The 14,564-nt window shown below is 54.4% G+C and carries 11 protein-coding genes and 1 pseudogene; 8 read left to right on the top strand and 4 right to left on the bottom strand.

All coding sequences use genetic code 11. From position 1 onward, the window contains the following. Positions 1 to 10 precede the first annotated feature (10 nt). The 6 genes and pseudogenes from B5F23_RS09530 (at position 11) to B5F23_RS02625 (ending at position 7,999) form a co-directional block, all read left to right on the top strand. Positions 11 to 1,336 (top strand): hypothetical protein, encoded by a 1,326-nt coding sequence (locus tag B5F23_RS09530; RefSeq protein WP_143786343.1) that lies wholly within the window; start codon positions 11 to 13, stop codon positions 1,334 to 1,336. Continuing rightward, the gene (locus B5F23_RS02645) at positions 1,333 to 2,484 is read left to right on the top strand and encodes a polysaccharide pyruvyl transferase family protein (RefSeq protein WP_087351493.1); all 1,152 of its coding nucleotides are present in this window, start codon (positions 1,333 to 1,335) and stop codon (positions 2,482 to 2,484) included. The genes B5F23_RS09530 and B5F23_RS02645 overlap by 4 nt, the downstream gene beginning before the upstream one ends. A gap of 17 nt (positions 2,485 to 2,501) precedes the next feature. Further along, complete coding sequence (locus B5F23_RS02640; protein WP_087351490.1) at positions 2,502 to 4,247, top strand: thiamine pyrophosphate-binding protein; 1,746 nt, start codon at positions 2,502 to 2,504, stop codon at positions 4,245 to 4,247. Between the two features lie 27 nt (positions 4,248 to 4,274). Next, a complete protein-coding gene (locus tag B5F23_RS02635; RefSeq protein WP_087351488.1) occupies positions 4,275 to 5,669 on the top strand; it encodes a lipopolysaccharide biosynthesis protein in 1,395 nt (464 codons plus the stop codon). Next, entirely contained in the window at positions 5,666 to 6,730 is a 1,065-nt protein-coding gene (locus tag B5F23_RS02630; RefSeq protein ID WP_087351485.1) for an NAD(P)H-binding protein, read from the top strand. Before B5F23_RS02635 ends, B5F23_RS02630 begins: the two co-directional genes overlap by 4 nt. Before the next feature lie 606 nt (positions 6,731 to 7,336). After that, positions 7,337 to 7,999, top strand: a pseudogene (locus tag B5F23_RS02625) (sugar nucleotidyltransferase). Between the two features lie 60 nt (positions 8,000 to 8,059). Here B5F23_RS02625 and B5F23_RS02620 read toward each other — a convergent pair. After that, positions 8,060 to 8,359, bottom strand: a complete 300-nt coding sequence (locus B5F23_RS02620) for a type II toxin-antitoxin system YafQ family toxin (protein ID WP_087351482.1) — start codon at positions 8,357 to 8,359, stop codon at positions 8,060 to 8,062. Beyond that, positions 8,356 to 8,625: a type II toxin-antitoxin system RelB/DinJ family antitoxin gene (locus B5F23_RS02615; RefSeq protein WP_087351479.1), complete on the bottom strand. Its 270-nt coding sequence runs from the start codon at positions 8,623 to 8,625 to the stop codon at positions 8,356 to 8,358. Before B5F23_RS02615 ends, B5F23_RS02620 begins: the two co-directional genes overlap by 4 nt. A gap of 101 nt (positions 8,626 to 8,726) precedes the next feature. Between B5F23_RS02615 and B5F23_RS02610 the strand changes: the two genes are divergently transcribed. Further along, positions 8,727 to 9,146, top strand: a complete 420-nt coding sequence (locus B5F23_RS02610; protein ID WP_087351477.1) for a sugar nucleotide-binding protein — start codon at positions 8,727 to 8,729, stop codon at positions 9,144 to 9,146. A 356-nt stretch (positions 9,147 to 9,502) separates the two neighbouring features. Here the strand turns inward: B5F23_RS02610 and B5F23_RS02605 are convergent, their stop codons facing one another. Next, positions 9,503 to 11,740 carry a S8 family peptidase gene (locus tag B5F23_RS02605; RefSeq protein ID WP_087351474.1) on the bottom strand — a complete coding sequence of 746 codons (2,238 nt, stop codon included), beginning with the start codon at positions 11,738 to 11,740 and terminating at the stop codon, positions 9,503 to 9,505. A 2-nt stretch (positions 11,741 to 11,742) separates the two neighbouring features. Continuing rightward, positions 11,743 to 12,774 (bottom strand): ATP-binding protein, encoded by a 1,032-nt coding sequence (locus B5F23_RS02600; RefSeq protein WP_087351471.1) that lies wholly within the window; start codon positions 12,772 to 12,774, stop codon positions 11,743 to 11,745. 597 nt (positions 12,775 to 13,371) lie between these two features. On the opposite strand from B5F23_RS02600, the gene B5F23_RS09525 reads away from it, so the two are divergent. Further along, positions 13,372 to 14,523, top strand: coding sequence for a hypothetical protein (locus tag B5F23_RS09525; protein ID WP_143786342.1), 1,152 nt, complete (start codon positions 13,372 to 13,374; stop codon positions 14,521 to 14,523). Positions 14,524 to 14,564: the final 41 nt, after the last annotated feature.

Raw genomic sequence — 14,564 nt, 5'->3', positions numbered from 1 at the left:
ACGGATACTGATGAATATCAATTTGAGCAAATCTTTCCAGCGGTTGTCGTCATCTTCATCCTATGATGCATTTTTAATTTCTCTCATTCTTGCTAAGGAATTCCTGCTTGATTTCTTTGGAATGGGGAATTTTATTAATGCAATTGTTTGTGCTCTTATTTTGTTCAGGGTATGCACGTACTCCTGGCGTATTCCGAAGTATGCATTAATTGGGATGTGTATCCCACTGGTGCTCTTTATTTTGAGTGTCGCTGCAGACGGTGATCCTGTAATAGCACTCAAAAATGCTTTACGGATATCTCAAGTCCAGTTTTATGGCATCTACGTGCTGTTTTTGCTGAAGGCTCGTCCGAACTACACCGTGAAGCTCTATGAGTCGTGCGGCGTTCTAATGAATGCACTCCTAGGTTTGAATTGCATAATTATGCTTGTTCAATACAGTTATCCTGGTATTATCCAGCCAGTGTCCGACGGCAACATTATTTCGTTCGAAGACAATATCTCTGGACTGTTTGGGTATGGCTCAACTCATGCTGTCGCGTTGTTTACGGTATTCGTCTTAGTTAGCGACATACCCCTCATTGCACGCTCGAGTGGTAAAAAGAGGGTTGGAATTATCTTCTGCACTTTCGGGCTTGCAGCCTTGTCTCTTTACATTGCGACGCTGAATGACAATAAAGCGCTGATATTTGTGATTGCACTGGTACTGTTCGTTATGCTGATCGTTATGATGGCATTTCATTTACGTACAGCACTTAAGGCGCTCGTTTTGATTGCCATAGTCGGTTCCGTGGTGTCGGTGGTCGCGTTCAACTTAATCCCAGCTTTCAGAAGCTTTGTCGGAGGAATAATCTGGTGGGCTCAAGCCATAGTTGATGCAATGAGACCGGACGCGTATGTAAATGGTAGTGACGAGCGATTCAAAATGATTGTCTATGCGCTCTCCCTTCCGACTTCGTGGATTCTTGGAGAGGGCATTGGTTCCGCAGATTTCTACCAGCCCGGTTTACATGGGTTTAACCATTTTGGGCAAAGTGACTACGGATCGATAATAGTTCTTTGTGGAGTATGGGCGTACATTCTGCTAGTTGCATATTATGTGGCCATTTTCTCGGCCGCATCCTCGAAAAAAGGGCTTGCTCGCGCGCCATTGGTGTGCGGTCTGACAATCTTATTTGTTGCCATTTCAATCTATGTCCAACCCTTTACGCAAGTGAGGATTGCTATTCCCCTGCTCCTGCTGGCCTTAGCAATTTCTATGTTTTGGAATGAGCAGGAGAGGGCAATGGCTTCCGATGGCTCGATGACGCAACCTGACAGAGAGGCGCTCCGTTGAAAATAGGAATCCTGTCCTTTATTTCGAGCGAAAACAACTATGGGCAGATGCTACAGTGCTATGCCCTGCAAACGTATCTAAGGAACCAGGGACACGATGCCTTTCACGTGCCCTACATGCCTCAAGGCGGGGGTCGGTCGTCCGTTAGGTCGGCTGTCGATTTGGCAAATTATCTCAGAACATATTTTGACTGGCAGCTCGTTGTAAACTACCTGCGCAAACTGCGGTATAGCTCAAACGATAGCATGCGGAGTTTCTCCTCATTCAGGTCCCAATTTCTTCATCTATATGGTATCGAGTATCGCTCGATAGACGATTTAGTAGCAGAACCACCGGTAGCAGATGCCTATATCGCTGGCAGTGACCAGATTTGGGGAGCATCGCTGAATGATTCGAACGCGGCTGGCTGGTACTTACGTTTCGGAGACACGTCGGTTCGCCGCGTGTCCTACGCGGCGAGCATCGGCCGTAAGTTAGAAAAGGAAGAGCTTCCTGTCTTTAAGCGCTATATCACTGGGTTGGATGCGGTTGGTGTGCGTGAAACGGGTGCGGTGGCGCTCTGTGGGGAGCTTGGCGTTGATGCTCGGTTGAATGTTGATCCAACACTGCTTTTAAGTGATAAAGATTATGACGTCCTTGCAGACGCGTCGGGGGAGTCAGTCCCTAAGAAGCCGTATTTATTTGTGTACGTGCTAAACGTTCTCTATCCTCGCGATATGTACTGGGACAAGTTTGAACGCTACGTGAGCGAGATGGAACTGGAGGTTGCTCCAGTGTACTCATCCGGCTACTTCTCCGCATATCCAATCATTCCAAAGCGTGAAGCTCTTTTGCCAACCGTCCCCGGGTGGCTGAATCTCTTGCGTGGCGCTCAGTGTGTTGTCACGACATCCTTTCATGGCGTCGTGTTCAGCATTATGTTCCATCGTCCGTTTTTAGTCGTCTTGCTTCGGGGGAAGCGAGCCGGCGGAAACGATCGGGTTCGCACCCTGCTGGAGGCCACGGGTCTGTCTGACCGCATTTTCGATCCGCGGTTTGGGGTTGCGGAACAGATGGGGGCACCTATCGATTGGGCGGCTGTGGATGAGCGTCTCTCCGCGATGAGGGAATCGTCGGCAGACTACCTCATCGATTCGCTCATTAGCTAGAAAGGAATGCGTTAAGAATGAACGTTGCATACACAAAAGAAGAGAACGTGCGGATGCTCGTGGCGTTACTTAAACAGTTCGGTATCAGCAAGGTTGTAACGAGCCCCGGCGCCACGAACGTGACGTTTGTGGCAAGCATACAAAGCGACCCGTTCTTCGAGGTGTTCTCTTCTGTGGACGAACGCTCTGCGGCCTATATTGCTTGCGGCATGGCGGCAGAATCCGGCGAGCCAGTCGTTCTTTCTTGCACTGGCGCGACGGCCTCGCGAAACTATGTCCCGGGGCTCACCGAGGCCTTTTACCGAAAGCTCCCTATTCTTGCGGTGACCTCCATGCAGCATCCGGGACGAGTTGGTCAGTACGTTCCACAGGTTCTGGACAGAAGTGCGCCAATGGCGGACATCTGCGTCAAGCACGTGCAGGTCACGGTGCCCCACTCAGACGAGGATGCCTGGGAGTGCAACCTGCTGCTCAACGAGGCGCTCCTTGCCCTCACTAGGGATGGCGGCGGACCGGTTCACATCAACTTGCAAACCGAATATAGCCGCGACTTTTCCGCCAAGCCCTTGCCGCGCTATCGTATGATTCGGAGGTACACCGCCGAGGACGAACTGCCCGCTCTCGAGGCGCGTAAAGTCGGCGTCGTTGTCGGTGCCCATGCGCCGTTCTCGGATGAAGCCACGAGCGCGATTGAGAGGTTCTGCGACCGCTACGACGCCGTCGTGCTGTGCGACCAAACCAGCAACTATCGAGGGAGCCATCGAGTCCTTGCGGCCTTGGTGACTAACCAGGACGCCTCACTGCCCGATATCGCGAGGTTTGACGTTCTTGTCCATATTGGCTCGGTGTCGGGTGCGTCTCTTCACATCTATCCCTCCGAGGTCTGGCGCGTTAATCCCGATGGTGAGATTCGCGATTGCTACAAGAAGCAGACGGCTGTCTTCGAGATGAGCGAGTTGCGTTTCTTTACCAAGTACGCGGACTGTGTCGAGAGGCGTTCCGACAGGGGGGATGAAAGCCTGAAGCGCTGGAAGGACGCCTATAGGGACAACCTCTCCGCAGTTCCCGAGCTGCCGTTCTCTAATCTCTGGATGGCTCAACACACCGCTTCAAAGCTTCCTGCGGGCAGTTCTCTACATCTTGGGATTCTCAACTCTCTTAGAGCGTGGAATATGTTTGAGACTCCAGAGGACGTTTCATGCTACTCGAACACAGGGGGATTTGGCATTGATGGTGCGCTTTCAACCACGCTAGGGGCCAGTTTGGCGAGCCCCGGAAAACTTTTCTTTTGCGTATTGGGGGACCTAGCATTCTTTTATGACCTCAACGCTCTTGGAAACCGACACTTTGGTGGGAATGTCCGTATTCTGCTTGTGAATAACGGCAGAGGTACGGAGTTCCGCAACTACGCACATCCCGCCGCGCAGTTTGGCGACGAGGCGGACGCGTTCATGGCGGCGGCGGGACACTTCGGCGACAAGAGCCGCACGCTCGTGAAGAACTTCGCCAGTGACTTGGGGTTCGAGTACCTGAGCGCATCTGGCAAGGCGGAGTACCTGGAGCTCCTGCCGCGGTTTGTCTCCCCCGAGAGCCGCGAGAGGCCTATGGTCCTTGAGGTGTTTACGGACAGCCAGGACGAGTCGGATGCCCTTGAGGCGATCTCGAACATAGCGCACGACTCCAAGGGGGCGGCCAAGCAGCTGGTCAAGAAGGCCCTGGGGCAGAAGGGCATCGACATGGCCAAGAAGATGCTGGGCAGGTAGGCGGCCTTCTCGCGAAAGGATGGGCTCGTGGACCGTTCCGAGCGCCTCATAAAGAGCACCCTTGTGTTCGCGGTCGGCACCTTTGGGTCAAAGGTGCTCGTCATGCTGGTCATCCCCTTCTGCACCCATTACGTGGACACGGTGGGCATGGGGACGTATGACCTCGTCTACACGGCCTCGGAGCTGCTGAAGACGGTGGCCGTCCTGTGCATACCCGAGGCGCTCTTTAGGTGGATAGTCGAGAGGACGGGCGGGTATGAGGGCATGCTCTCGACCTGGGTGCTGCTCTTTCTGATGCTTATCGCCGCCTTTTCCGCGGTGTACTGGGGTGTGTGGGCGGCACTCAGGTTCCAGGACGCGCCTGTCCTGTACGCGATGATCGTGGCGGGAGCGTTGTATCTGGGCGTGCAGTTCGGGGTGCGCGGGGTCCACCGAAACAGGCTGTTTGCGGCGCAGGGGATTCTGTATGCGGCCATTATGTGCACCCTCTCGTTCCTGTTCGTGATACCCCTCTCGATGGGGTATCAGGGCCTGCTGCTGGCAATACTGCTGGCCACGGCTGCCGCCATCGTCTTCTGCGTGCTAAAAACGCCGGAGTTCAGAGGCGTCCGCCTGGGCCTCGCGAGCTTTGATGACATGCGGAAGATGCTGCGATACGCAGTGCCGCTCATCCCGAACCAGGTGAGCTGGTGGTGCATTACGAGCCTGGGGCGCCTGGCAATCGCGGGCTTTCTCGGTGTTGCGGCGAACGGCGTCTACGCCGTGGCGTCAAGATTTCCCTCCGCCGTGACCATGCTGTCCTCGATATTCCAGCAGGCGTGGCAGGAGCAGGCGGTTCTCGAGTATTCCGCGAGCGACCGCGACGCGTTCTTCACGCGGGTGTTCGGGGTCCTGGCGCGCGGGCTTTCGAGCGCCCTGCTCGTCCTGCTGCCGGCGACGGCCGCATTCATCCTCCTGTTCACGGAGGCGGACTACCATTCCGCGAAGAACCTGACGTCCGTCCTCTATGTGGGGGCGCTGTTCTCGGCGTTCTCGAGCTTCTATGGGACGCTCTACATGTGCTCGGTAAAGACGGAGGGCGCCGCCTCGACCACGATCGTGGGCGCTGCCGTCGCAGCGGTGCTCAACTTCACGCTGGTGGTGCCGCTGGGGCTTCTCGGAATTGGCTTGGCGGTTGCCGTCAGCCAGCTTGTCGTATGGGTCGTGCGTGTCCTCCAGACGAGGGGGTATGCGGCCATCGACGTCCGCTGGGGGGAGCTGCTCCCCATTCTGGCTGCGGCCGTCGCTGAGATCGTTGTCATCTACAACACGGACTCGGTCGGCCTTCTCGTACTGCTTTCCCTGCTGGGCGGCGTCGCGTTCGTGGTCCTGAACCGGGCGCTCGCGGGCAAGGCGATCTCGATGGCGAGGGGGCGGCGATGAGGGCCCTGGTGCTTGGCGGCACGGGCGCCATGGGAAGGCACCTTGTGGGCCTCCTGTCCGATGGCGGCTGGTCCGTGGACGTAACCACTCGCTCGAGGGGGAGAACGGGGCGCGACGGCGTGCGGTACGTCGTTGGCGACGCGCACGACGGAGCCTTCCTGGAGGGCATCCTGACGAGCGCCGACTACGATGCCATCGTTGACTTCATGGTGTGGCGGACGGGGGAGTTCTCAGAGGTCGCCGAGAGGCTTTTGTCCGGCGCCCGTCAGTACCTCTTCATCTCCTCCTACCGCGTTTACGCAGACGCCCCGGTGCTCGAGGAGGGCTCGCCGAGGCTGGCGGACGTGTCTAGGGACGAGGAGTACCTTAGGACGGACGAGTACGCGCTGGCGAAGGCCCGTTGCGAGGACGTGCTTAGACGTTCCGGGCGCGCCAACTGGACCATCGCCCGTCCGGGCATCACGTATGACTCGGGCGGCAGGTTCCAGCTCGGGGTGCTTGAGGCGGGCACGTGGCTGTGGCGCTCGATGCACGGCTATCAGATCGCGATGCCTGACGAGCTGCTCTCCAAGACGACAACGATGACGTCTGGCGCCGACGTTGCACGCATGCTTTGCGCTCTCGTCGGAAACGGCGCCGCCCTGGGCGAGGCGTACAACCTGGCGACGTCGGAGTCGCTGCCTTGGTCGGAGGTTCTTGAGGTATACCGCCGGAGCCTCCCCGTGGCGGTGGTGCCGTGCACGCTCGACCAGTACGCGTGGGCGGCGCAGGCGCCCTATCAGCTTTTCTACGACCGGATGTACGATCGCGTCGTCGACAACTCAAAGGTGCTCGGGGTGGCGGGGATTGGGCAGGCGGACCTGCGCCCGGCGCGGGACGGGCTCCACGAGGCCCTGTGCGCGTTCCTCAGGTCCGGCGGCCGGGTTAACCCGCCCTGCGGGACGAACGCGCGCATCGACGCGCTGACGGGCGAGCGCTGTCTCGGCGACCTCCTGCGGAGGGGCAGGCCCTTCTCGACGGCCGCGAAGTATGCGGCGGGTCGCCTGAGGGGCCGCGTCTAAGCTATGCTTGACTTAAGATTAGATTCGCTTTTCAACTAATGCTCGAGATGCCCAACTCACCTACTACATTACATATCCTGATACTGATGTTTTTCGCAAGATTTCTTGGGATGAAAGAGTATCATCTGTTGCGATGCAGAATGTGCACATGATGTTTTCCGGAAGTACGCTTCAAACGTGCCAATTCCGCAGCATCGTTCCCTATCTCGATCTGGTCTTTGGCCATAAGAGATAATTGCATTTCTTTTTCAGATTTCATTGAGCGCGACACAAAGTTCCTTACGCTCGAAAGCTGTCCTTCATTTTCCTCGTCGGTGGAGCGCGAGGGATTGATAAAGGTGTTTCTTTTGATGTGGTTTCCCGGAACTTGCCCATGGCTCTTCGTTGAATCAAATTAAGAAGAAGAGTGCACATCACTATGGGTGGGGCGCCCATACTGGACGATGTTTTTCTCTTCATTTGGCCGTTTTTTACGGTAGGTAGCCTCGTAATTTAAGGTTATGTCAGCGCATCGTGCTACATTTTTTTCCGTCCATATCCGTGGTTGCTGAGTCCGGGCTGTGGGCTTCCTGCCGACCAGATAATTCAGCTAGAAAGGATTTCTCGTTGAAAGGCATCATCCTTGCGGGTGGGTCGGGCACGCGGCTGTACCCGCTTGCGCTCGTGACGAGCAAGTAGCTGCTGCCCGTTTACGACAAGCCGATGATCTACTACCCGATGTCGGTGCTCATGATGGCCGGCATCCGGGACATCCTGATTATCTCGATCCCACGGACCTGCCCAACTTCGAGCGACTGCTCGGGGATGGCTTGCAGTTCGGGGTCAGCCTCTCCTACGTGGAGCAGCCATCGCCGGACGGGCTGATGCGGGCCTTCCTCATCGGCGAGGAGTTCATCGCCGGAGAGCCCTGCGCGCTGATCCTGGGGGGCAACATCTTCTACGGCAACGGTCTTTCTCGCCACCTGCGTCGCGCGGTGGAAAACGCGGAGGCCGGCGCGCTCAGCGTGGTCACGCTGGGGCACGGCTACGCCTGGCTGGACACGGGCACAATGGAGAGCCTTCTACGAAGCAGGCGAGTTCGTGCGCGCCGTGGAGCGCGCCCAGGACACGCTGGTGGCCGTTCTCGAGGAGATTGCCTGGGAGAACGGGTGGGTGGGCACCGACGCTTTTCTCGCCGCTGCGGACGCCTATGGGAAGTCCGTCTATGGGCAGCACCTGCGTCGCGTGGCCGAGGGCAAGATCGTCAAGTCTCGCGGTCGCTACGAGTAAGAGTGGTAGTGGGGCAGATGGGAAGTGCCGCTTAGCTGCCTCTGTGATAAGTTTTTCTCTCTACCTAAAGAGCTCGTCATGCGTTCCGGTTCGCTCAAAGTAGGCAAAGCGTTCATCGGTTGACCAAATGAGGAGCCAATCTCCCATATTCGCCACGTGGCACTCTTTTCGTCCCGCCCACTTGCCAGAGAGCGTGTGCATGCGGTGCCGTTGCCTCAGCTCGTTGAGAGACTTCTGAGAATTCTCAAGCACAAGCTCAAGGACTTTCTCGAGCTCGACAAGATTTCTGTTCTTCCGCTTTGCCATGCGCTTAAGGTCGCTCCCGAAGGACGCGGTGAACTTCGCCTCGAGCCTGCTCATGACGCGAGCGCGGCGTCGATGAGCTCGCGACCGGTTGCGTAGCTCTCCCCAGAGCCATCCCGCATCATCTGATCGGCTTCCCGGATGGCCTCTAGGCTCTCCTCGTTAGGCTCCTCGTTGCCAAGGTCAAGAGGGATGCGGCCGGTGCGTCCAATCTGCTTCCAGAACGCACGGGTGACAGAGGAGAGGTCGAAGCCGTAGTACTCGGCGACCCTGGCGGCATCGCGCTTGTCTTTCTCGTCACAACGGATAGTCATCGTAGCCATGTTTGCCTCCTTTATTTGCGTAGTTCTATTGTAATGCTAATAGAAGTATATTGCATGTCTTCTGCTAAAGATGTGTTAGCCAGCTTTAATGGGGATACGTTATGCCAGACAACATTCCCAGTTTTTTCGTCCTCGGCCTGACCGTGCGCGGCGACGCGCTCGCTGAGGTTACGGTGGTCGACGACCAGCTGGGCCGCCTCACCTTTACGCGCGACATGGCCGAGGCTCTTTTCCACCTGCTGAGGTGGGGCGCTCCCTACGGCACCTACAACGTGACGGGCTCCGGCCGCGTGGCGAGCTGGGCCGAGATCGCGTGCGAGGTCTTCGAGCTGGCTAACGGCAACGGAGAAGCGGTGCGTCCGGTGACGACCGCCGAGTACTATGCCGGCGCCGAGGGCCCGGTGGCCCCGAGACCCGAGCGCTCCGACCTTGATCTGACGAAGATCGAGTCCACGGGCTTCTCGCCACGCGACTGGGAGGACGAGCTGCGGGAGTACGTTTCCAATCTTAAGGAGAGGTAGCGATATAACGGGGCCCTCGAGTTCACCGTCGATATTATCGTCGGTGGTCATAACTTCGTCGACAGCACCTTCGTGCGCCAGATGACGGAAATCGCTTTGGCTATAATTGTCGCATCGCAATCAGACTTACTAGGTTTTGGACGGAGCTTAACCTGGATTCAGCCCGCGCTGACCTAGCGGGGGCTTGACTGGCATTATCGAGTGTGCCCTCGACGGCGAGACCCAGCGGCTTCGGGCTAAGGAGGCTGCTGAGGTGTGCTACGCAGCATGGAATCGATATGGGAGAGGTCTACACTGCAGTGCATTGTGATAGTGCCGGCGCAAGAAAGAGCTGTCTTCTTGCGCCGGCATTTTTATCAATCAAATTGGATGTCAACCTGTTCGTCGGTGTAAATGCGAATGCGAGTGTCTACGTCGAATGTGCGTACCAACCAGCCTTCTGCGTGGCAATGCTGAATGAAGCTGTCGATACGGTTTGCGCCATTGATTTCCCTGAGGGTTGCCACGAGGCCAAAGGGCTGGGGAGTCGGGTCACCCGCACTCATTCGCGAGGTCTTGCGAATTTTGATGCCCCAGGTCGTGCTTCCGAACGCTTTTCGTGCTCGTGGACGGGTGGAGACCTTGTCGCAAATTCGCTTTACGTTGTCCCATTTTCCAAGAAGATCACGTGCATCCCTTTCGGTTGTTCGATCATTTGCCTCACCCTGTGTGTTGGGCTTGATGGAGACAATTTTGCCGGCTTTTATCCGACCAAAATGTAGGTCAAGCTCAGTGGAGGTGTAATCAACGCCTTGGCTTCTATTACATTTTGGCGTATAGCACATTACTGCTCTTGCAAGATAAGGAAATACGTTTCCCACTAAAGGGACGGGCAGCGTGAAGTTGTACGTCTCGTAGGTGCTTGCGATTCCGTTGATAAAAAATTTAATTTCACTGTTAGGAATTCGTAGCATGTCGCGTATGTTTATAGGTACGATGCCGTATCCAGTAATCGGATGCGGTCCTTCGTTACTCCATCCACATGCTGAGTCAATGATGAGGGCCTTCGCGACGTCTCGGGGAACGCCGATTATATCGATGAGATACGACGCCTTTCTAGCTACAAGTGGGGCGGCATAGGATGTTCCCATGCACAGTTTTTCTCCCGTACCGCAGCAGGCTGATAGTTCGCAGCCCATGTCGCCTCCGTAGTAGGCAACATCTGGCTTACGATAGAAGTCGAGAACAGGCCCACTGCGGCTATAGCTGGCGGGCGTGCCATCAGGCTTGACTGAGCTGACAACGAGAGAGTTGATCGAGTCTGCCGGGGCTCCGATTCTATGAGTGCTGCCGGTTCTGTTGTTGGTTGCCGCCACGACGAAGAGCACGTTTCTGTCGGACTGAATTTTGTCTAGGACTTCGGCCTCGGGGGAGATACAGAAGCGCTCTGTTTCTTCGTCAGATCCTAGAGAGAGATTCCATACATGAATGTCCGGGTTTTCCTCGACAATTTCTTTGATTTTGCGGGCGATTGCAAACGAGCTTAGTCCTTCTGCTGGAACTATTCCAAAATGTCTGACTTTGAAGCACCCGCAACCATCGTCAAGCTGATGGTTCATCACGTGGCCATTGACAAGGAGTGAGCTTACGCACGTCCCGTGAATGTAGTCTTTGCTCCTTGGCGGAAGGCCTTCGGGTAGGTCGTTCCGCACGTCGACCCATGCGCTAAAATACGGTGGATGTTCGGTGTCGAAGGGGGTGTCAATAACTCCGATAGTTGGCTCATTGGAGGGGCTCCCAATTATTCGGGGCCCCTTGTCTTCGGCAGAATCCACCACGTCCATCTCATCCATCCGTGAGAAATCAGTCGTAGACATGGCGATTAGGTATGGTGCCATCTCATAAAGCTTCCGATACTGCATTTGTTCGAGTACGGCGCTGTTCTCGAGAGTATCTAGGTATTTTACGCTGATGCCAAGCTTTCTAAGCATCTCAAAGGCGGTGTCGTCGGTCTCGTATAAGGTTGTTAGGATGCGATTACCCTCCTTGCTGGGCGGGCTGGGAATCTCAAATTCTTCAATGTGGCAGATGTCATGGACAAGACGAGCAAAATTAATTCGCGAGACTGCTCCGCCCGTGAGCTTCTTCCAAGAATCGTTGGTGTTCCCTGCATTTTTATCCCAGAGGCTGTCGAGTTCCTGTTTGCCGATTGACCCATCGAAGTGTTTATCGAGCAAGCCCGCAGTGATTTCAAGTTCCTTAATGGACGATTCAATTACTTCCCTATCAACATAGTGAGTGATTACGTGATGCCTGTTTCCATCGGATCCCTCATAGCGCGCCCCACGAATACTGACTTCCGGGTCTCTTGACCCTTCTGCGAGAATTCGTTTGGTACGATTGCTCTTGGCGGTTATCTTATTGTAAACCACGCTTATAAGTACCTTTTTTATCGGAGCATTCTTCGGCCAGGAAGCGAGCGTACGACGAAGGGAGTCGGCAAGTTCCAATGCGCGATCTGCTCTCACTCTTGCATTTGTGGGGAGCGTCGGATGAGTAGGGGCGGTTGCAGATTTTGACTCAAAGTCTTTCTGGAGCATCAGCAGGTCGTTCAACTTTATGCCTCCTTGAGTATACGGGCTACCGTACTCCTGGGGGTGCCGGTGAGGGTTTCGATTTCGCGCGTCGTAAAACCGAGCGAGGATAAGTGCATAACTGATGTATCACCAAAGGATGTTAGAGCATCAAACAGGCGTCTCAAGTAGTCGTATGGGTCGTTGGGATCGCAAAATGCCACGCAACTCCTGATGGTGTTCGATAGCTCGCCGGGGTAGGGAAGCGTTGGGGCACAACGAAGAATTTTCTTGAAGAGTTTCAAATTGCCTCGAATGAAATCAAGTTTTGAGCCATATTGGCACATAATGGACGTACCGATTTCCTCAAGGTCCTCATGGGTATAGCGACTGAAGTCTACTGATGTATCGAATCGCCTGACAAGTGCACGGTCAAGCTTGTCAAAGAGGTTGGTGGTGGCGATGAGTATGACGTTTTCACTGACGTTATCGAGCTCTCTGAGTAGGGTGGAAGTGGCGCGTCCCATCTCTCGTACATCATTCTGATTGATTCGGTCCAATGCAAGAGCGTCTATCTCATCGAAGAGAACAACGGAACTTCCGTTTGTTTGATTAACCTCTTCAAACAGGGCAGAGATGTTTTTGGAAGTCTTTCCAAGGTGGCTGTCAATTACTGAATTGAAGTCAACGATATAGAGAGTCCGACAAAGAATCCTTGCGAGCTGCTTGGCGGATTCGGTTTTGCCGGTTCCGGGAGGGCCTTGGAAGAGGAAGGCGTGGACGCCCATGTTTCTACTGATGGCGTTAATGATTCCACGTAGGTCGTTTGCGATGCACTCGGGAAGAGGGAGGGGATTGCTATCTATTGTCATAGGTCGGAGATAGATATGGGTTTCAGCAAAATCCTGTGGGATAAAGGTCCTTGTCTGTGAGATGAGTGACATGATGTATGAGGCAAGCTCGTGAGCGCCTGCTGTCTCAAATTCTTGGGCAATGCTGTGGGCCACGGTGTTGAATTCGACGTTGTCCTGGTCACAATGTGCCCGTATGAGCCTAACGATGTCGGCACGCTTCACTGTCCTCTCCTTTCTCCTTTACGGAATTATAGCTCTTGGTAGACAATTTGGGACAGGTCAATTTTGAGATGCTTGCTAATAAAATCGAATAGCGCTATATTGATAACGCAATATAGGTTTCAGACAGGAAAGGGGGTTGTATGGCACGACATTCTGGCGGCAAGTTGGGCGCTTCCGCAAGGCGCCTCTCTAGGCCTTCGACTTCGAAGACCCAGAAGTCTAAGGACGGCAGGACACTTGCCAACCACAAAGCTCGCTATCACTAGGGTCGCTGAAGGATGCGATTATTGAGGAGGTGAGAGACCATGAAGAACTCCTACGTCCGATTCCGGATGTTGCCGATTCGAGTCCGTGTCATCAGTAGGGTCAGGGTTCACAAGAAGAGGTAGGGCCCCGTCTGCACACGGGGCCCCATGGGTGATGAGTCGGGCTTAGGATAAACCAAGTCCGACGAATACCAATTTTACGGGCTGTTGGACGGAGCGCAAGTGGCTCCATCCAACAGCCTCATCCCGGTTTGCACCTTTGCACCAGTTTAATTTCGAATCAAACGATTAAGCAAATTTGTTTGGGGTAGGTCCGAGGAGGGGCTCTCGATTGAAAAACAAGAAAAATGCGGAGCGGGCCGCGCTTGACCTTGCTCTACGTCTTGCACGTGAGCAGAGCGGTGAAGCAAGGCGTGTCGCTATGCGTCTGAGTGGGAACTATGTAGAGAGGGAGACGGAGGAACGACCTGACTTCCTGATTCATAGAGCGCCGGGAAATGGCACACAAGAGGCTCTGGTTGGCATTGAGCACCTCACGATCGACTGCTTCTCTCAAAAGAAGAAAAACAAAATCAGATCTCAATCGAAAAAAATCTATACGAAGATTGAAGAAATATATAATAAATATAATAAAAGTGATTTTTCTAGTGAAGAGGAGATTCGGGAGGCTGTGGGAGAACTCTGTGCGGCTGCTGCCGACTACGTCTCCGTTCTATCGGAACAAAGCTACTTTGCGTACGTAGACTCTTTCGTGCGTGTGTTTTGTGGTCATGAAGAGAAAATTGATGCCTATAGGAGAGAAATCCGATCGCTTGACAACTACGGCGAGAGAATAGAGCTCTGCTTTCTCATTGAAGTGCTTGCTGACTTCAGGGCTTGGATTTTGATTAACGACAAGGGGGCAAGATACTGTCCGAAGGGATACGCTCCATTAACAAACGAAATTATCGATGTAATTCAAGGTTCATCGAACCGTGGACTAGATTATGTTGTGATGTTGTCTCGCAATCCGCTACAAGAAGGCCCTTCACTTGTGCGCGCCGCGAGAATCGGAAATGCAAGGAGACGGCTTTCTGGGCACGGAGAATACATCTATGAGTATTGTGGGATAGACTTCTTGCAGAGGACATATAGACCAATAAGAAAAAATAATGAAATCAAAGCTTATGAGAGCACTGGCGAGGGGGCTCCCCTCACCTGGAACATTGAGATGAAAGGAGAGGTAATCTGCCCAGAAGAAAGGTATCTGCTCAATTGCACCGCAGCACGGAGGGCTCTCGACTGCCTTGAGAACCAAAAGCCTGTGATAGTGACACCTATGGTAATGATGGTGATGGAGATGACGAAAGGAAAGATAGTCGGATGGAATGAAGTACCCGGACCGAATCAGACGGTTTTATCCACACCCGTGTTGCTCCCATATGCTCACGGTGAATTTGAGTCAAGGTGTAGGGAGTTTGAACGAAAATGGATGAAAGGATAGCACCTGACCGTTTGCACACAGGCTGGAACCAATTTAGCGAA

The organism is Olsenella sp. An188 (assembly GCF_002160255.1).
Taxonomy (GTDB): Bacteria; Actinomycetota; Coriobacteriia; order Coriobacteriales; family Atopobiaceae; genus Thermophilibacter; species Thermophilibacter avistercoris.
This window is presented reverse-complemented; position numbering and strand designations above follow the sequence as displayed.